Genomic DNA, 18,777 nt, shown 5'->3' with positions numbered 1-18,777 from the left:
GGTTCATTCTCCGCCCGGCTGTGACAAAATAGCGGTTTTGTTGTTAGCGGGTGGAGCTCTCCCAATGCGGGATCGCAATTTTGATGACATCGCGGAAAAGTTTGCCCGCAATATTTATGGCACGACCAAGGGCCAGCTGCGTCAAACGATCCTCTGGCAGGATCTGGACCTGCTGCTCGCCCGCTTTGGCTCAAAAAAGTTGCGTGTTCTCGACGCTGGCGGCGGTGAAGGTCAGACGGCGATAAAAATGGCCGAGCGCGGACACCATGTCATCCTGTGCGACCTGTCAGTAGAGATGATCGCCCGTGCCGAAAGCGCCGCGGCACAGAAAGGTGTGAGCGATAACATGCAATTTATACATTGCGCCGCTCAGGACATCGCTCAACATTTGGAAAGCCCGGTTGATCTGATATTGTCTCATGCGGTGCTGGAGTGGGTGGCCGATCCCCAGGCGCTGTTGCAGACGCTGTGGTCGATACTCTGCCCCGGCGGTGCGCTGTCGCTGATGTTCTACAACGCCAACGGCCTGCTAATGCGTAACGTGCTGGTGGGCAATTTCGGCTACGTGCAGCAGGGCATGTACAAAAAGAAACGGCGCACGCTTTCACCGGACTTTCCGCGCGATCCGCAGCAGGTCTATGGCTGGCTGGAAGCGATGGGCTGGCAGATCGCCGGGAAAACCGGCATCAGGGTGTTTCACGATTATCTGCGTGATAAACAAAAGCAGCATGAGTGCTTTGACGCCCTGACAGAATTAGAGACGCGGTACTGTCGCCAGGAACCCTGGATCAGCCTTGGCCGTTACATACACGTCACCGCGCACAAGCCGCAGAGCAAGGATAACTTATGAGTGAATTTTCCCAGACAGTCCCCGAACTGGTTGCCTGGGCCCGAAAAAACGATTTCTCCCTCTCGCTGCCGGTAGACAGACTCTCTTTTCTGCTGGCGGTGGCTACGCTGAACAGCGAACGGATGGATGGAGAAATGAGCGAGGGCGAACTGGTGGATGCGTTCCGCCATGTCAGTGATGCGTTTGAGCAAACCAGCGAAACCATTAATGTGCGTGCCAATAACGCGATTAACGATATGGTGCGTCAACGTCTGCTGAACCGCTTTACCAGCGAGCTGGCGGAAGGGAATGCCATCTATCGCCTGACACCGCTGGGCATTGGTATCACCGACTACTACATTCGCCAGCGCGAATTCTCGACCCTGCGCCTCTCTATGCAGCTCTCTATTGTGGCGGGCGAACTGAAGCGTGCGGCCGATGCCGCTGACGAGAACGGCGACGAGTTCCACTGGCACCGCAACGTCTACGCGCCGCTGAAATATTCGGTGGCCGAGATTTTCGACAGCATCGATCTGACCCAGCGCATCATGGATGAGCAGCAACAGCTGGTCAAAGACGATATCGCCCAACTGCTGAACAAAGACTGGCGGGCGGCGATTTCCAGCTGCGAAATGCTGCTGTCAGAAACCTCCGGCACCCTGCGCGAACTGCAGGATACGCTCGAAGCCGCGGGGGACAAGCTGCAGGCTAACCTGCTGCGCATTCAGGATGCGACGCTGGCCCATGACAACCTGCATTTTGTCGATCGTCTGGTTTTCGATCTGCAAAGCAAACTCGACCGCATTATCAGCTGGGGCCAGCAGGCAATCGACCTGTGGATCGGCTATGACCGCCACGTGCATAAATTTATCCGTACCGCCATCGATATGGATAAAAACCGCGTCTTTGCCCAGCGCCTGCGCCAGTCGGTCCAGACCTACTTCGATGCGCCATGGGCGCTGACCTACGCCAGTGCCGACCGTCTGCTCGATATGCGTGACGAAGAGATGAGCCTGCGTGACGAAGAGGTGACCGGCGAACTGCCGGCAGACCTGGAATATGAAGAATTTAACGAAATACGGGAACAGCTTGCGGCGATGATCGAGGAGCAGCTGGCGATCTTCAAAGCCAAAAACACACCACTCGATCTCGGCCTGGTGGTGCGCGACTACCTCGCGCAATACCCACGTGCGCGCCATTTCGATATTGCCCGCATCGTGGTCGATCAGGCGGTACGCCTGGGCGTCGCGCAAGCAGATTTCACCGGCCTGCCGCCGAAGTGGCAGCCGATTAACGATTACGGAGCCAAGGTACAGGCGCATGTCATTGACAAATATTGAACACGTGATGCCAGTTAAGCTGGCCCAGGCGCTGGCAAATCCGATCTTTCCGGCGCTGGACAGCCAGCTGCGTGCCGGTCGTCACATTGGTCTCGACGAGCTGGATAATCACGCCTTTTTGATGGATTTTCAGGAATACCTGGAAGAGTTTTACGCCCGCTATAACGTGGAGCTGATCCGCGCCCCGGAAGGTTTCTTCTACCTGCGCCCGCGCTCCACCACGCTTATTCCGCGCTCGGTGCTCTCCGAACTGGATATGATGGTCGGCAAGATCCTCTGCTACCTCTATCTCAGCCCGGAGCGTCTGGCTAACGAAGGTATCTTCACCCAGCAGGAGCTCTATGACGAGCTGCTGACGCTGGCGGACGAAGGCAAACTGCTGAAGCTGGTGAACAACCGCTCTACCGGTTCCGACGTGGACCGTCAGAAGTTACAGGAAAAAGTGCGCTCCTCCCTGAACCGCCTGCGTCGTCTGGGCATGGTGTGGTTTATGGGGCATGACAGCAGTAAATTCCGCATCACGGAATCGGTTTTCCGCTTCGGCGCCGACGTGCGCGTGGGCGATGACGCCCGTGAAGCGCAGCTGCGCATGATCCGCGATGGCGAAGCGATGCCGGTGGAAAACCATCTGCAGCTCAATGATGAGCATGAAGACAATCAGCCGGATAGCGGGGAGGAAGAGTAATGATTGAACGCGGTAAATTTCGCTCACTGACGCTGATTAACTGGAACGGTTTCTTTGCCCGCACCTTTGATCTCGATGAGCTGGTGACCACGCTCTCGGGCGGTAACGGGGCAGGGAAATCCACCACCATGGCGGCGTTCGTCACCGCCCTGATCCCGGATCTGACGCTGCTGCACTTCCGTAACACCACCGAAGCCGGTGCCACCAGCGGCTCCCGCGATAAGGGTCTGCACGGTAAGCTGAAGGCGGGTGTCTGTTACTCCGTGCTGGACGTGATCAACTCCCGTCACCAGCGCGTGGTCGTTGGCGTGCGTCTGCAACAGGTCGCCGGGCGTGACCGTAAGGTGGATATCAAGCCGTTCGCCATTCAGGGGCTGCCCACCTCCGTTCAGCCAACCTCGCTGTTAACGGAAACCCTCAACGAGCGCCAGGCGCGCGTGCTGACGCTTCAGGAGCTGAAAGACAAGCTGGAAGCCATCGAAGGCGTGCAGTTTAAGCAGTTCAACTCCATTACCGAATACCACTCGCTGATGTTCGATCTGGGCGTGGTCGCGCGTCGTCTGCGCTCGGCGTCGGATCGTAGTAAGTACTATCGCCTGATTGAAGCCTCGTTGTACGGCGGGATCTCCAGCGCCATTACCCGCTCCCTGCGCGACTACCTGTTGCCGGAAAACAGCGGCGTGCGTAAGGCCTTCCAGGACATGGAAGCGGCGCTGCGGGAAAACCGCATGACGCTGGAAGCGATTCGCGTGACCCAGTCGGATCGCGATCTGTTCAAGCATCTGATCAGCGAAGCCACCAACTATGTGGCCGCCGACTATATGCGCCACGCCAACGAGCGCCGTATCCATCTGGATCAGGCCCTTGAGTATCGCCGCGAACTCTTTACCTCGCGTCAGCAGCTGGCGTCCGAGCAGTACAAGCACGTCGAGATGGCGCGTGAGTTGTCCGAGCATAATGGGGCGGAAGGGGATCTGGAGGCTGATTACCAGGCCGCCAGCGATCACCTGAACCTGGTGCAGACCGCGCTGCGCCAGCAGGAAAAAATTGAGCGCTACGAAGCAGATCTCGATGAACTGCAAATTCGTCTGGAAGAGCAGAACGAAGTGGTGGCCGAAGCCGCCGACAAGCAGGAAGAGAACGAAGGCCGCGCCGAAGCCGCCGAACTGGAAGTGGATGAGCTGAAAAGCCAGCTTGCCGACTATCAGCAGGCGCTGGACGTCCAGCAGACCCGCGCCATTCAGTACAACCAGGCGTTGCAGGCCCTGCAGCGCGCGAAAGATCTCTGCCATTTACCGGATCTGACCCCGGAGAGCGCCGATCAATGGCTGGAAACCTTCCAGGCTAAAGAGCAGGAAGCGACCGAGAAGCTGCTCAACCTCGACCAGAAGATGAGCGTGGCGCAAACCGCCCACAGCCAGTTTGAGCAGGCTTACCAGCTGGTGGCGGCTATTAACGGCCCGCTGGCGCGCGGCGAGGCGTGGGAAGTGGCCCGCGAGCTGCTGCGTGACGGCGTCAATCAGCGTCATCAGGCGGAACAGGTTCAGCCGCTGCGTATGCGTCTGAACGAGCTGGAGCAACGCCTGCGCGAACAGCAGGAGGCGGAGCGTCTGCTGGCTGAATTCTGCAAGCGTCAGGGCAAACGGGTCGATATTGACGATCTCGAGTCCCTGCATCAGGAGCTGGAAGCCCGTATCGCGTCGCTGTCTGACAGCGTCTCCAGCGCCAGCGAACAACGCATGGCGTTGCGCCAGGAGCTGGAGCAGCTGCAGTCGCGTATTCAGACGCTGATGCAGCGCGCCCCGATCTGGCTGGCAGCCCAGAGCAGCCTCAGCCAGCTCAGCGAGCAGTGTGGGGAGGAGTTCGAATCCAGCCAGGACGTTACGGAGTACCTCCAGCAGCTGCTGGAGCGTGAACGCGAAGCGATTGTTGAGCGTGATGAAGTGGGCGCGCGCAAACGCGCGGTCGACGAAGAAATTGAGCGTTTAAGCCAGCCGGGCGGTGCAGAAGACGCGCGCCTGAACACCCTGGCAGAGCGTTTTGGCGGCGTGCTGCTGTCTGAAATTTATGACGACGTCAGCCTCGAAGATGCGCCTTACTACTCTGCGCTGTATGGCCCGTCCCGCCACGCTATCGTGGTGCCGGATCTCTCCCTGATTGCTGACCAGCTCGAAGGGCTGGAAGATTGCCCGGAAGATCTCTATCTGATCGAAGGGGATCCGCAGTCGTTCGATGACAGCGTCTTTGGCGTCGACGAGCTGGAAAAAGCGGTGGTAGTGAAAATCGCCGACCGCCAGTGGCGTTATTCGCGCTTCCCGTCGCTGCCGCTGTTTGGCCGTGCCGCGCGTGAAAACCGCATTGAAAGTCTGCACACCGAGCGCGAGGCGCTCTCCGAACGCTTTGCCACGCTCTCTTTCGATGTGCAGAAAACCCAGCGTCTGCACCAGGCGTTCAGCCGCTTTATCGGTAGCCATCTGGCCGTCGCCTTTGAAGCCGATCCGGAAGCGGAGATCCGCAAGTTCACCACGCGTCGTACCGAGCTTGAACGCGCGCTGTCCGCCCACGAGAACGACAACCAGCAGAGCCGCGTCCAGTTCGAGCAGGCCAAAGGGGGTGTCGCTGCCCTGAACCGTATTCTGCCGCGCCTCAACCTGCTGGCGGATGACACCCTTGCCGATCGGGTGGATGAGATCCAGGAGCGTCTCGACGAAGCACAGGAAGCCGCGCGCTTCGTGCAGCAGTACGGCAATCAGCTGGCGAAGCTGGAACCGATGCTCTCCGTCCTGCAGAGCGACCCGGAGCAGTTCGAACAGCTGAAAGAAGATTATGCCTGGTCGCAACAGGTTCAGCGCGAAGCCCGTCAGCAGGCCTTTGCCCTGACCGAAGTGGCCCAGCGTCGGGCGCACTTCAGCTACTCCGACTCGGCGGAAATGTTGAACGGCAACAGCGATCTGAACGAGAAACTGCGTCAGCGTCTGGAGCAGGCAGAAGCGGAACGTACCCGCGCCCGTGAAGCGATGCGTAGCCATGCCGCGCAGCTGAGCCAGTACAGCCAGGTGCTGGCGTCGCTGAAAAGCTCGTTTGATACCAAGAAAGAGCTGCTGACCGACCTGCACAAAGAGCTGCAGGATATCGGCGTACGTGCCGATAGCGGCGCAGAGGAGCGGGCGCGTATTCGTCGCGACGAACTGCATGCCCAGCTCAGCAACAACCGCGCGCGCCGCAACCAGCTGGAAAAAGCGCTGACCTTCTGCGAAGCGGAGATGGATAACCTGACCCGTCGTCTGCGCAAGCTGGAACGCGACTACCACGAGAAGCGCGAGCAGGTGGTTACCGCCAAAGCGGGCTGGTGTGCCGTGATGCGAATGGTGAAAGACAACGGGGTTGAACGTCGTCTGCACCGCCGCGAGCTGGCCTATCTTTCCGGAGATGAGCTGCGCTCTATGTCGGATAAGGCGCTCGGCGCGCTGCGTCTGGCGGTGGCGGATAACGAACACCTGCGCGATGTCCTGCGCATGTCGGAAGATCCGAAACGCCCTGAGCGCAAAATTCAGTTCTTTGTGGCGGTCTATCAGCACCTGCGCGAGCGTATCCGCCAGGACATCATCCGTACCGACGATCCGGTCGAAGCCATCGAACAGATGGAGATCGAGCTGGGCCGTCTGACGGAAGAGCTGACTTCCCGCGAGCAGAAGCTGGCAATCAGCTCCCGCAGCGTGGCGAATATTATCCGCAAGACGATTCAGCGCGAGCAGAACCGTATTCGTCAGCTGAACCAGGGCCTGCAAAGCGTGTCGTTCGGCCAGGTTAACAGCGTACGACTGAACGTCAACGTGCGTGAAGCCCACGCCACGCTGCTGGACGTACTGGCTGAGCAGCACGAGCAGCATCAGGATCTGTTCAACAGCAACCGCCTGACCTTCTCCGAAGCGCTGGCGAAGCTGTATCAGCGTCTGAACCCGCAGATCGACATGGGCCAGCGCACGCCGCAAACCATCGGTGAGGAGCTGCTGGACTACCGCAACTATCTGGAGATGGAAGTGGAAGTTAACCGTGGTTCCGACGGCTGGCTGCGTGCGGAATCCGGCGCCCTGTCGACCGGGGAAGCGATCGGCACCGGGATGTCGATTCTGGTAATGGTGGTGCAGAGCTGGGAGGATGAATCCCGGCGTCTGCGCGGCAAGGATATCTCTCCATGCCGCCTGCTGTTCCTCGATGAAGCGGCGCGTCTGGATGCCCGTTCGATCGCCACGCTGTTTGAGCTGTGCGACCGTCTGGATATGCAGCTGATTATCGCGGCGCCGGAGAACATCAGTCCGGAGAAAGGCACCACCTATAAACTGGTGCGTAAGGTCTACCAGAACAGCGAGCACGTTCACGTTGTCGGCCTGCGCGGCTTTGCCCCGCAGCCGCCTGAATCTCTCCCGGGGACGGCTGACGCCTCCTGATGAATCTGAAAGTGAACCATGGCGGCCCCCGGGCCGCCTTTTTTTATTCCTTGAGCTTGTACTGGCGGCTGCGTTAACTTTAAACTTCTTTACATAAGGCAAGGCTGGTGCCGGTCTGTCTTCCTATAATGAAATGAAGCCCCGGTGATGAGGGCGCGACGTAAAGCAAACAGGGGGCAAGGGATGTTGCTGAATAAAATGTATGGTCGTCAGCTGTCGGCGCTAAGTTTGTGCCTGACGGTAGTAGTGGCTCCACTGTTTTCTGCCCGGGCCGATGAGCCCGAACTGGTTCCTGTCGACAGCTCCGCCACCATGGGCGCACAGCCTACGTCGCTGTCACAACCGCTGGAACAATCGCCAGCCACCGCCATTATGGCCGGTATCCGACCGCTGCCTGCCGATGTCACAGCGGAACAACGCCGCGAGCAGCTACTATCAGCTCTGCCGGCGGGTTACTCCCCGGTCTATCTCAATCAGCTTACGCTGCTGTATGCCGCACGCGACATGAAACCCATGTGGGACGATCGCGATGCCGTGCGGGCGTTCCAGCAACAGCTTGCTGAAGTCGCTATCGCCGGTTTCCAGCCGCAGTTTACCGCCTGGGTGGAACTGCTGACCCAGCCTGCGATAACCGGTATGGCGCGGGACGTGGTCCTGTCGGATGCGATGATGGGCTATCTGCAGTTTGTGGCGGGGATCCCGGTCAACGGTAACCGCTGGCTCTACAGCACCAAACCCTACAAGATGGCGACGCCGCCGCTGTCGGTCATCAACCAGTGGCAGCTGGCGCTGGATAACGGGACGGTACCGAATTTTATTGCCGGACTTGCACCGACGCATCCGCAGTATGCGGTGATGCACCAGTCGCTGCTGCAGCTGGTGGCCGATACGCAACCCTGGCCACAGCTGCAGGGAACCGCCAAACTGAGTCCGGGGCAGTGGAGCAGCGACGTTCCGGCCCTGCGCGAAATCCTGAAACGCTCCGGCGTGATTGACGGTGGGCCGAAAATTGCCCTGCCGGGTGACGATCCGCAAAGCGTGGTTGTCAGCCCGTCAGCCCCGCCGGTTGAGAAGAAAACGAAGCCCGTCTCCAGCAAGCCGGCCTCCTATGACCGTAGCCTTGTTGAGGCGGTCAAAGCCTTCCAGACCACCCAGGGGCTGGGCGCGGATGGGGTGATTGGCCCGGCAACGCGTGACGCGCTGAATCTCACCCCTGCCCAGCGTGCCGGCGTGCTGGCGCTGAATATCCAGCGTCTGCGCCTGCTGCCGGGAACGCTCTCCACCGGCATTATGGTGAATATCCCGGCCTTTTCGCTGGTCTATTATCAGAACGGCAATGAAGTGCTGGCATCAAGAGTGATTGTCGGTCGTCCGGATCGCAAAACGCCGATGATGAGCAGCGCGCTAAATAACGTGGTGGTCAACCCGCCGTGGAACGTGCCGCCGACGCTGGCGCGCAAAGACATTCTGCCGAAACTGTGGGATGACCCGGGATATCTTGAGCGCCACAACTATACCGTCCTGCGGGGCTGGAACAGTAAAGAGGCTATCGATCCGTGGCGGGTAGACTGGGCGACCATTACGCCAGCGAATCTGCCGTTCCGTTTCCAGCAGGCTCCCGGGGCGCATAACTCTCTGGGGCGTTATAAATTCAATATGCCGAGTTCGGACGCTATCTATCTGCACGATACGCCTAACCACAACCTGTTCCAGAAAGATGCTCGTGCGCTCAGCTCCGGCTGCGTGCGTGTAAACAAGGCGTCAGAACTGGCTAACATGCTGTTACAGGATGCAGGCTGGAACGACACACGAATCTCCGACGCGCTGAAGCAGGGCGACACGCGTTATGTGAATATCCGCCAAAATATTCCGGTTAATCTGTACTATCTGACCGCATTCGTGGGTAAGGACGGCCGGACCCAGTATCGTACAGATATTTACAATTATGATGAGATTGCCCGATCGAACACTCAGATTCTGCCCAAGGCAGAGCAATTGATCAGGTAAATGAAGAAGTTCGGAAAATTCTGGTAGCCTGAGGAAGAAAAAGAAACGGGGCTTGCGGCTGCAAGCCCCGTATTTCCTGGTTTTGCTGCCTTGACGCTGACAGGTTTGCCCGGTAATGTGCCCTTCGTGCGCTGTATTGCATTTATACGATAACACTGACCTGTAGACCTGATTACCATGGATAAATTCGACGCTAATCGCCGTAAGTTGCTGGCGTTAGGGGGCATTGCGCTGGGCGCTGCCATCTTACCGACGCCATCATTTGCCACGCTCTCTACCCCACGACCACGCATTTTGACGCTTAATAACCTGCATACAGGTGAGTCAATAAAAGCCGAGTTTTTTGATGGCCGGGGCTATATTCAGGATGAATTAGCAAAGCTTAATCATTTTTTCCGTGATTTCCGCGCAAATAAGATTAAAGCCATCGATCCAGGATTATTCGATCAGCTTTACCGCCTGCAGGGCCTGCTGGGAACCCGTAAACCGGTCCAGCTTATCTCTGGTTACCGCTCCCTTGATACCAATAACGAATTACGCGCCCGCAGCCGTGGAGTTGCTAAAAAAAGTTATCACACCAAAGGGCAAGCGATGGATTTTCATATTGAAGGCGTTTCGTTAGCCAATGTTCGCAAAGCTGCGTTATCTATGCGCGCAGGTGGTGTAGGATATTACCCACGTAGCAACTTTGTGCATATTGATACCGGGCCACTGCGGCACTGGTAATAACGAAATCAGGAGCAGTATGAACTATCGTATTATTCCAGTCACCGCGTTCTCCCAGAACTGTTCGATTATCTGGTGCGAACAAACCAAACTGGCCGCCCTGGTCGACCCGGGTGGTGATGCAGAGAAGATCAAACAGGAAGTCGCCGCCGCTGGCGTGACCTTAATGCAGATTTTACTCACCCACGGTCATCTCGATCACGTGGGGGCTGCGGCCGAGCTGGCGCAACACTACGGTGTACCGATCGTGGGTCCGGAAAAAGAAGACGAGTTCTGGCTGCAGGGATTGCCGGCACAAAGCCGCATGTTTGGTCTGGATGAGTGTCTGCCGCTGACGCCGGATCGCTGGCTGAACGAAGGTGAAACCGTCAGCGTCGGCAATGTGACCTTACAGGTGCTGCATTGCCCGGGCCATACGCCAGGCCACATTGTCTTCTTTGATGACCAGTCCCGCTTGCTGATTTCCGGCGACGTGATCTTTAAAGGCGGAGTAGGGCGCAGTGATTTCCCGCGTGGCGATCATGGTCAGCTGATTCGCTCGATTAAAGAGAAGTTATTGCCGCTGGGGGATGATGTGACCTTTATCTCCGGCCACGGCCCAATGTCGACGCTGGGCTACGAGCGGCTGCACAACCCGTTCCTGCAGGATGAAATGCCTGTCTGGTAATGACGAATTAAAAAAGCCTGCTTTCAGCAGGCTTTTTTTTGCCCGGCGGCGCTACGCTTGCGCGGGCCTACGTGGCTTTTGTAGGTCGGGTAAGCGCAAGCGCCACCCGACAGTTTTTTACAGCACAGCCACAATCGCTTCGCACAGCGGCGCCATGTTATCCGGCGTCATACCCGCCACGTTAACACGACCGGAAGCCACCGCGTACACGCCAAACTCTTCACGCAGACGCAGAACCTGCTCTTTGGTCAGGCCGCTGAATGAGAACATGCCGTTCTGCTTGATGATGAAGCTAAAGTCGCGATCTGAGCCTTTTTCCGCCAGGGTGTTCACGAACAGCAGGCGCATGCGCTGAATACGCTGACGCATGTCGTTCAGTTCCTGTTCCCAGATGGCGCGCAGCGCGTCGTTGCTGAGAATGGTTGCCACTACAGACGCACCGTGAGCCGGTGGGTTGGAGTAGTTAGCACGAATAACGGATTTCATCTGGCTGAACGCACGATCGACGGTCTGCTCGTCGGCAGCCACCAGCGTACAGGCGCCTACGCGCTCATTGTACAGACCGAAGTTCTTGGAGTAGGAGCTGGCAACAATCAGCTCTTTATGCAGTGCAGCGAACGCACGCAGGCCTTCAGCATCTTCTTCCAGACCACGGGCAAAGCCCTGGTAGGCGAAGTCAAACAGCGGCAGCCAGCCTTTTTCGACGGAGAGTTTCGCCAGCTGTTCCCACTGTTCCAGCGTTGGATCGATGCCGGTTGGGTTATGGCAGCAGCCGTGGAACAGGACCACATCGCCCGCCTGCGCTTCGCTCAGGCTTGCCAGCAGACCGTCAAAGTCGAGAGCGTGATTAGCCGCGTCGTAGTAAGCGTATTCACGCACTTCCAGACCGGCAGAGTTGAAGACGCTCTTATGGTTCGGCCAGCTTGGGTTGCTCACCCAGACGGTTTTTACGCTGGTATTTTTGGCGAGGAAATCCGCCGCCACGCGCAGGGCACCGGTACCGCCAGGGGTCTGTGCGGTGCGGGCACGTTTATCGCTGATAATCGCGTTGCCTTTGCCGAACAGCAGCTCCTGAGTGCAACGACCAAATTCCGGGATGCCGTTGATGCCGAGGTAGTTTTTGGTATTTTCGTTTTCCAGCAGATACTGCTCAGCTTTTTTAACGCTGGTCAGTACCGGGGTCTTGCCGGTCTCATCTTTATAGACACCAATACCCAGGTTGATTTTCCCAGGGCGGTCATCGGCACGAAACAGATCGGCCAGGCCCAGAATTGGGTCGGCAGGGGCGGCGGTAATGTTCTCAAACATGACGAAGTTCCATTGTGGTTACGGAAGTGAAATCCGCTATCAGGTTAACGATAGTTCTACAAAATGCCAACCGTTTGCTACAAAAAGCGTGCGGCTTTTCAAAAGTCGCCATTTTTAGCTTTCGGGCATAAAAAAACAGGGCCGAAGCCCTGTTTTTTAGACATATAACAAAGTGGTGTACTGATTAGAACTGGTATACCAGACCCAGAACGTAGGTGTCGTCTGTTGCCAGCTCAACGCTACGGGTGTAGTTGTTGTTATCCAGCAGGTTGAAACGGTATGCACCGTACACGTTCATGTTCTTGTTGAAGTAGTACCATGAGCCCACTTCTACGTATTTCACCAGGTCAGCATCGCCACCGTTGAAGGTTGCGCCATTTTTAGAACGACCAACCAGGTCCTTACCTTTAGACTGTACGTAAGCCACGGATGGACGCAGGCCGAAATCGAACTGGTACTGAACCACAGCTTCGAAGTTCTGGGTTTTGTTGGCGAACGTATCATCGTTTTCACGAGTCATGTTGTTTGATTCGCCGTACATAACCGCAGCGTACAGGTTGTTGGCATCATACTTAGCAGATGTTGCCCAACCTTCAGCGCGAGAACCCTGGCCATCAGCTTCTTGACCGTTAGTACGGTCAGAGTTGGTGTATGCCGCGGTGACGTTGAAGCCATCCAGGAAGTCATAGCCTAAAGAGTAGCTGTTGCCGTCGCCGTTCTGGCGCTCAACGCCGTGACCGTTAACGTTTTTGCCCTGGTATTGCAGACCCAGAGACAGGCCATCAACCAGGCCGAAGAAGTTGGAGTTACGATAGGTCGCAACGCCAGTGGTACGGCAGGTCATGAAGTTGTCAGTCTGGCACAGGGTGTCGCCGCCGTATTCAACCAGCATATCGGTAGATGCCAGCGCATCATAGAACACGCCATAGTTACGGCCGTAGTCGAATGAGCCGTAGTCGCCCGCTTTCAGACCTGCGAAGGCCAGACGGGTTCTGGTGTCCTGAGAACCTTCAGCTTTGCTTGCGTTCAGGTTGTATTCCCACTGACCGTAACCAGCCAGTTGGTCATTTACCTGAGTTTCGCCCTTGAAGCCAATACGAGCATAAGAGTCGTCAGCGCTGTTGTTGTCGCCGCCAGATTTATCCCAGATGTGTTTACCAACAACTTTGCCGTACAGATCCAGTTTGTTGGCGTTTTTGTTATAGATCTCAGCAGCGTTAGCTGCACCGGCTACCAGCAGAGCAGGGATAACCACTGCCAGGATATTGCGCTTCATCATTATTTATTACCCTCATTTGTTTTTTTATGACACTCGCCACTGCCGCCAATAAATTTCGTCAATAAATATTTCCGGAACTATTGATGAGAGTTTGGTGTCTTTATGTGTCTGACAGGCATCTTTCCATTCAAATTACCGTTTCGCCACCCTGAAAGTGCTACAAACATCAAGATACAGTTACAAAAAGAAAATATGTGTAACAAAACATGTATTTTAAGGAACTTTGTGAACTATCTCAAACTTCAGAGTTGAGTGGCGAAAATTAAACCTCCATCATTTCTATCTATATGAATTACTTATCATAATTTTATCTAACGACTTTTTTTATGTTGCGAACCATTTGCCCACTGTTTTTCTTATTTCTGTAAATGGACTTCTGGATAGCCAGTTGTTTGGTTGAAAATTGTGCTAAAGCTTGAGAAGTGTATTAGGCGCAATAAGACTATGGTTTATTTTGTGTGCAAAAATATTTCATAGAAATAAAGCGTAACAGTGGAGAGGATTTTGCGGGGTTGCTCTTTAAGGATAATGACTTTCGACTGACATAAGTTGACAGTGCAGGATAAAATAATGGCCAGCATAAGCTGGCCATGGAATGTTAATAAATCAGAAGGTGGCGCTGCGCGGGGTACGCGGGAATGGGATCACATCACGCACGTTCTGTACGCCGGTCACGTAAGCGATCAGACGTTCGAAGCCGAGACCGAAACCGGAGTGCGGAACGGTGCCGTAACGACGTAAATCGCGGTACCACCAGTAGTCCTCTTTGTTAAGGCCCATCTCAGCCATACGCGCATCCAGCACATCCAGACGCTCTTCACGCTGAGAACCACCGATGATTTCACCGATGCCCGGGGCAAGTACGTCCATCGCGGCAACGGTTTTACCGTCTTCGTTAAGGCGCATATAGAACGCCTTAATGTCTTTCGGATAGTTTTTCACGACCACCGGGGCTTTGAAGTGTTTCTCGGCGAGATAGCGTTCGTGCTCGGAGGAGAGGTCAACACCCCAGTACACCGGATTCTCGAATTTCTGGCCGCAGTTTTCGAGGATGGTCACCGCATCGGTGTAATCCACCTGCGCAAAATCGGCAGAGACGAAACGCTCCAGACGGGAGATAGCATCGCTGTCCACGCGCTCGGCGAAGAACTTCATGTCATCTGCGCGCTCGGTCAGTACGGCATTGAAGACGTACTTCAGCATCGCTTCCGCCAGGCCAGCCACGTCGTCGAGGTTGGCAAAGGCCACTTCCGGCTCCAGCATCCAGAACTCCGCCAGGTGGCGGCTGGTGTTGGAGTTTTCAGCGCGGAAGGTTGGGCCGAAGGTGTAAATTTTGGACAGTGCGCAGGCGTAGGTTTCGCCGTTGAGCTGGCCAGATACGGTCAGGAAGGACTCTTTACCAAAGAAATCTTTGTCATAGTCCACTTTGCCTTCCGGCGTGCGCGGCAGGTTTTCCATGTCCAGCGTGGAGACGCGGAACATCTCGCCAGCGCCTTCGGTGTCGGAGGCGGTGATCAGCGGGGTGGAGACCCAGAAGTAACCCTGCTCGTCAAAGAAACGGTGCAGCGCCTGCGCGAGGGTGTGACGGACACGGGCCACGGCGCCAATCATGTTGGTACGCGGGCGCAGGTGAGCCACTTCACGCAGATACTCAATGCTGTGACGTTTTGCCGCCATCGGGTAAGTATCCGGATCTTCAACCCAGCCGGTCACTTCAATCGAGGTGGCCTGCAGTTCATAGCTCTGACCCTGGCCCTGAGAGGCCACGATTTTGCCGGTGACGACCACGGAACAGCCGGTGGTCAGACGCAGCACTTCCTGATTGTAATTGGGCAGAGAATTATTAATAACGGCCTGTACAGGATCAAAGCAGGAACCGTCATAAACGGCGAGGAATGAAAAGCCAGCTTTTGAATCTCGGCGGGTACGCACCCATCCGCGCACGGTGACTTCGCTGTCAACGGTAACGCGGCCCTGGAGTACGTCGGCTACAGGCACAACGCTCATAATAGTCTCTCTATGTAGTCCAAAAATAAAATCTGTATCCCCTTCAATGGGGGGATATCTATGTTACCTGTCATCTTCCATCAGACAAGTAGAATTCGCATATGAAAGAGCGGATTTCGGAAATAATAATGGTGCGGACAGATTCATTACCCTCTGCCATTGCCTTTCACGCAAACTATTCAATCACTACCGTCATCTCCTGCTTGGCATTTTGCATCGAAACGATGGTGCGGAAGGACTTAATATTCCCCGAGGCGAAGAACAGCTCGCGGGTCAGCCCTTCGTATTCCGCCATATCGCGCACGTTAATCACCAGCAGAAAATCAAAATCTCCGGTGACGTAATACACCTGCTGTACCTGCGGACAATTCACGAACCGCTGCTTATCTTCCTCAAGCAAATCCAGGCGTTCGTTCTCAATGGTGACCTGAGCCATGATGGTGATCGGGCGGCCCACCTTGCTGGCGTCCACCACGCTGACGCTGCCCTTGATAATGCCTGCCTCCTCCAGCGCGGCGATCCGCCTGTTGACCGCCGAGGCAGACAGGCTAACGCGATCGGCAATTCCCCGCTGCGAGAGGCGATTCGTCTGCTGTAAAAGCGTGAGGATTTTTTTATCCCAAGTATCCAGTTTCATCGTGTTGGCAGCCTTTAAACAGTGTGATCGACCTCACTAATGCAATTTTGTTGCATTGATGAGGTAAATAAGGGCGGAAATTGCGCAACAGTGGGCAATTTTGCGCCATTTGCGCATCGGGCGAAGTGTACCATCACTATCACCGGGAAAGCGTTAAGTCGCTTCAAATAGTCAGCCCACGCGATTTCACACGATAAAGGTGCACTTATGACGGACAGGATTAATTTTCATTTTAACGCCCGACGCAAAGCCTATGGCCAGGGGGTGAGCCTCAGCTTGCTCAATGAGCAGATCGGTGGCGAAGTGCTTGCTTTTCATCAAAAATTCCCCGCTTATCAGGTGACGCCGCTGCGCCGGCTGGACCACTTAAGCCAGCGTCTGGGGCTGGGGTCGTTACATGTTAAGGATGAAGCCCAGCGATTCGGCCTCAATGCCTTTAAAGGGCTTGGGGGGTCTTATGCCATGGGGAAATATCTCGCCGACCTGCTTGGACGCGACATTAATACCCTGAGTTTCGCCGACCTTAACTCAGCGGAAATAAAAGCCCGCATTAAGGATATTGTCTTTGTCACCGCCACCGATGGTAATCATGGACGCGGCGTCGCCTGGGCGGCAGAGCAGCTCGGCCTGCGGGCGGTGGTTTATATGCCAAAAGGTTCTTCGCCGGTGCGGGCGCAGAATATTCGCCAGCACGGCGCCGAATGCACCATCACCGATCTCAACTACGACGATACCGTGCGGCTGGCCGACAAAGCGGCCCGCGAGCAGGGTTGGGTGCTGCTGCAGGATACGGCCTGGCAGGGTTATGAGCAGATCCCCACCTGGATTATGCAGGGCTATATGACCCTTGCCGTTGAAGCCTGGGAACAGCTGCGGCAAAGCGGCACGCCGTTACCGACGCACCTCTTTTTACAGGCCGGCGTGGGGTCATTCGCGGGCAGCATCATGGGCTATTTTGTCGAGAAGATGCAGCATCAGGCGCCGACGATCGTCATTGTGGAACCACATCAGGCGAACTGCCTGTATCGCTCGGTGGTCATCAATGACGGACAACCGCATAGCGTGGGGGGCGATATGGCCACCCTGATGGCCGGGCTGGCCTGTGGGGAACCGAATATTACCAGCTGGCCGATGCTGCGCGACCACGCCACCTGTTTTATCTCTGCCGACGATCGCCTTGCCGCCAACGGCATGCGCCTGCTTGCCGCGCCGCGCCCCGGTACCGATGAGCCCTTTATTTCCGGGGAGTCTGGTGCTATCGGTGCCGGGGTGCTGCATGCCCTGATGACCCAACCGGAGCATCGCGAACTGGCCGAATCCCTGCGCCTCAATGCCGATGCCCACGTCCTGTTAATCAGCACAGAAGGAGACACCTCCCCGGACATCTATGAAGAGATCGTCTGGTTTGGCCGTAACGGTTAATCGCTCCCGGTAATAGCAAGAGGGCCATTTTACCTACCCTACAGGCCCTCGGTATGGCACGCGTTCTGACAATAAAACATACGCGGTATCGCGTAATGCACAGAGAGAACATGACCGATGAATAGTGAAAATGCTGTTACAGAAAGAGGATGTAATCCCGCAAAATGGCATAGCGAAGATACCGTCTGGGTACTTGGCCTTTTCGGAACGGCGATTGGCGCCGGAGTGCTGTTTCTGCCGATAAACGCCGGAATTGGCGGCTTCTGGCCGCTGCTGATCGTTTTCGTCCTCGCCTTTCCCATTACGTATCTGGCACACCGCGGGCTGGCGCGATTTATTTACTCGTCGACTACCCCGGAAAGCACCATTACCGATGCGATAGGGGAGCATTTCGGCGCGCTGGCCGGGAAGGTATTTACCGTTATCTATTTCTTCGCCGTCTATACCATTCTGATTATGTATGCGGTGGCGATAACCAATACCGCGCAGAGTTTTATCACGCATCAACTGGGAATGGCGGAGCCGCCGCGGGCGCTGGTGGCTATAGGCCTGCTCCTCGGGCTGATGTTTATCGTCCGGCTGGGGCAGCGGTTGATCATGCGGGTGATGAGCGCGCTGGTTTACCCCTTTATTCTCTCGCTTATTTTTATGGCGCTGTTTCTGATCCCTCACTGGAACGGAGCGATCCTGCATACCCTGAATCTCAGTACGGTGGGTGACGGGCACGGCATGTTATTGACCCTGTGGATGACATTTCCGGTGCTGGTGATGTCCTTTAACCACTATCCGATTATCTCCCCGATGGTGGTGCGCCAGAAGCAGCGCTACGGCCTGGCACTGGCCGAGCGTAAATGCGGGCAGATCCAGCGCTACGGGATCCTGTTGATGACCCTGGTGGTACTGTTTTTCGTGCTGAGCTGCGTGTTAAGCCTGTCGCCGCAGCAGCTGGCGGAGGCAAAGAGGCAAAATCTCTCCATCCTCTCGTACCTCGCTAACCAGTTTGATACGCCGGTTATCGCCTGGCTGTCACCGATTATCGCCTTTGTCGCCATTACAAAATCCTTCCTCGGCCACTATATCGGGGCCTATGAATCGCTGCGCGATCTGATCGTTGAAACCGCCGGCGCGCGGGGTAAAAAACCGGCCATCCGCTCGGTTGACGCCGCGATCCTGATTTTTATGGTGCTGACCTGCTGGTTCGCCGCTTACAAAAACCCCAGCATCCTCGGCATTATTGAATACATCAGCGGCCCCACCGGGGCGGTGATCCTCCTGCTGTTACCCATGTACGCCATCCATAAATTACCCGCGCTGGCGCCGTACCGCGGCAAAGCCAGCAACGTTTTTGTCACCCTGATTGGGCTGATTACCGTATCCGCCATTTTTTACGGCATGTTCCAGTAACCACGATCAATAGCGAGA

13 protein-coding genes are annotated in these 18,777 nt (G+C 56.1%); 9 read left to right on the top strand and 4 right to left on the bottom strand.

Annotation, left to right across the window (positions count from 1 at the left end; all coding sequences use genetic code 11):
• The first annotated feature begins 64 nt into the window (after positions 1-64).
• The 7 genes from cmoM (at position 65) to LRS40_RS22485 (ending at position 10,702) form a co-directional block, all read left to right on the top strand.
• Positions 65-850 carry a tRNA uridine 5-oxyacetic acid(34) methyltransferase CmoM gene (gene cmoM, locus LRS40_RS22515; protein ID WP_231312738.1) on the top strand — a complete coding sequence of 262 codons (786 nt, stop codon included), beginning with the start codon at positions 65-67 and terminating at the stop codon, positions 848-850.
• Positions 847-2,169, top strand: coding sequence for a chromosome partition protein MukF (mukF, locus tag LRS40_RS22510; RefSeq protein ID WP_142488926.1), 1,323 nt, complete (start codon positions 847-849; stop codon positions 2,167-2,169). The genes cmoM and mukF overlap by 4 nt, the downstream gene beginning before the upstream one ends.
• Entirely contained in the window at positions 2,150-2,854 is a 705-nt protein-coding gene (gene mukE / locus LRS40_RS22505) for a chromosome partition protein MukE (protein WP_142488927.1), read from the top strand. Before mukF ends, mukE begins: the two co-directional genes overlap by 20 nt.
• The gene (mukB, locus tag LRS40_RS22500; protein ID WP_231312737.1) at positions 2,854-7,302 is read left to right on the top strand and encodes a chromosome partition protein MukB; all 4,449 of its coding nucleotides are present in this window, start codon (positions 2,854-2,856) and stop codon (positions 7,300-7,302) included. Before mukE ends, mukB begins: the two co-directional genes overlap by 1 nt.
• A 183-nt stretch (positions 7,303-7,485) precedes the next feature.
• Complete coding sequence (gene ldtD / locus LRS40_RS22495; RefSeq protein ID WP_231312736.1) at positions 7,486-9,309, top strand: L,D-transpeptidase; 1,824 nt, start codon at positions 7,486-7,488, stop codon at positions 9,307-9,309.
• A 177-nt stretch (positions 9,310-9,486) separates the two neighbouring features.
• Positions 9,487-10,035, top strand: a complete 549-nt coding sequence (locus LRS40_RS22490) for a YcbK family protein (RefSeq protein WP_142488930.1) — start codon at positions 9,487-9,489, stop codon at positions 10,033-10,035.
• Positions 10,036-10,054: 19 nt separating this feature from the next.
• Entirely contained in the window at positions 10,055-10,702 is a 648-nt protein-coding gene (locus tag LRS40_RS22485) for an MBL fold metallo-hydrolase (protein ID WP_142488931.1), read from the top strand.
• A gap of 117 nt (positions 10,703-10,819) precedes the next feature.
• Here LRS40_RS22485 and LRS40_RS22480 read toward each other — a convergent pair whose 3' ends face one another.
• From LRS40_RS22480 to LRS40_RS22465, 4 genes are all read right to left on the bottom strand, one after another.
• The gene (locus LRS40_RS22480; protein WP_231312735.1) at positions 10,820-12,010 is read right to left on the bottom strand and encodes an amino acid aminotransferase; all 1,191 of its coding nucleotides are present in this window, start codon (positions 12,008-12,010) and stop codon (positions 10,820-10,822) included.
• 184 nt (positions 12,011-12,194) lie between these two features.
• The gene (locus LRS40_RS22475) at positions 12,195-13,289 is read right to left on the bottom strand and encodes a porin (protein WP_304608187.1); all 1,095 of its coding nucleotides are present in this window, start codon (positions 13,287-13,289) and stop codon (positions 12,195-12,197) included.
• A 606-nt stretch (positions 13,290-13,895) separates the two neighbouring features.
• The gene (gene asnS, locus LRS40_RS22470) at positions 13,896-15,296 is read right to left on the bottom strand and encodes an asparagine--tRNA ligase (protein WP_156263347.1); all 1,401 of its coding nucleotides are present in this window, start codon (positions 15,294-15,296) and stop codon (positions 13,896-13,898) included.
• Positions 15,297-15,471: 175 nt separating this feature from the next.
• The gene (locus LRS40_RS22465) at positions 15,472-15,933 is read right to left on the bottom strand and encodes an Lrp/AsnC family transcriptional regulator (protein WP_231312734.1); all 462 of its coding nucleotides are present in this window, start codon (positions 15,931-15,933) and stop codon (positions 15,472-15,474) included.
• Between the two features lie 207 nt (positions 15,934-16,140).
• On the opposite strand from LRS40_RS22465, the gene dpaL reads away from it, so the two are divergent.
• Entirely contained in the window at positions 16,141-17,355 is a 1,215-nt protein-coding gene (gene dpaL / locus LRS40_RS22460) for a diaminopropionate ammonia-lyase (protein WP_231312733.1), read from the top strand.
• A gap of 117 nt (positions 17,356-17,472) precedes the next feature.
• Positions 17,473-18,759 (top strand): aromatic amino acid transport family protein, encoded by a 1,287-nt coding sequence (locus LRS40_RS22455; RefSeq protein WP_231312732.1) that lies wholly within the window; start codon positions 17,473-17,475, stop codon positions 18,757-18,759.
• Positions 18,760-18,777: the final 18 nt, after the last annotated feature.

The organism is Leclercia sp. G3L (genome assembly GCF_021117075.1).
Taxonomy (GTDB): Bacteria; Pseudomonadota; Gammaproteobacteria; order Enterobacterales; family Enterobacteriaceae; genus Enterobacter; species Enterobacter adecarboxylatus_C.
The sequence above is the reverse complement of the archived record's forward strand: the minus strand, read 5'-3'. Positions and strand labels throughout refer to the sequence as shown.

Bases quoted from the DNA above. Each gene is read 5' to 3' on its own strand.
- cmoM (WP_231312738.1), top strand. From the start codon at position 65: ATGCGGGATCGCAATTTTGATGACATCGCGGAAAAGTTTGCCCGCAAT.
- mukF (WP_142488926.1), top strand. From the start codon at position 847: ATGAGTGAATTTTCCCAGACAGTCCCCGAACTGGTTGCCTGGGCCCGA.
- mukE (WP_142488927.1), top strand. From the start codon at position 2,150: ATGTCATTGACAAATATTGAACACGTGATGCCAGTTAAGCTGGCCCAG.
- mukB (WP_231312737.1), top strand. From the start codon at position 2,854: ATGATTGAACGCGGTAAATTTCGCTCACTGACGCTGATTAACTGGAAC.
- ldtD (WP_231312736.1), top strand. From the start codon at position 7,486: ATGTTGCTGAATAAAATGTATGGTCGTCAGCTGTCGGCGCTAAGTTTG.
- LRS40_RS22490 (WP_142488930.1), top strand. From the start codon at position 9,487: ATGGATAAATTCGACGCTAATCGCCGTAAGTTGCTGGCGTTAGGGGGC.
- LRS40_RS22485 (WP_142488931.1), top strand. From the start codon at position 10,055: ATGAACTATCGTATTATTCCAGTCACCGCGTTCTCCCAGAACTGTTCG.
- LRS40_RS22480 (WP_231312735.1), bottom strand. From the start codon at position 12,010: ATGTTTGAGAACATTACCGCCGCCCCTGCCGACCCAATTCTGGGCCTG.
- LRS40_RS22475 (WP_304608187.1), bottom strand. From the start codon at position 13,289: ATGATGAAGCGCAATATCCTGGCAGTGGTTATCCCTGCTCTGCTGGTA.
- asnS (WP_156263347.1), bottom strand. From the start codon at position 15,296: ATGAGCGTTGTGCCTGTAGCCGACGTACTCCAGGGCCGCGTTACCGTT.
- LRS40_RS22465 (WP_231312734.1), bottom strand. From the start codon at position 15,933: ATGAAACTGGATACTTGGGATAAAAAAATCCTCACGCTTTTACAGCAG.
- dpaL (WP_231312733.1), top strand. From the start codon at position 16,141: ATGACGGACAGGATTAATTTTCATTTTAACGCCCGACGCAAAGCCTAT.
- LRS40_RS22455 (WP_231312732.1), top strand. From the start codon at position 17,473: ATGAATAGTGAAAATGCTGTTACAGAAAGAGGATGTAATCCCGCAAAA.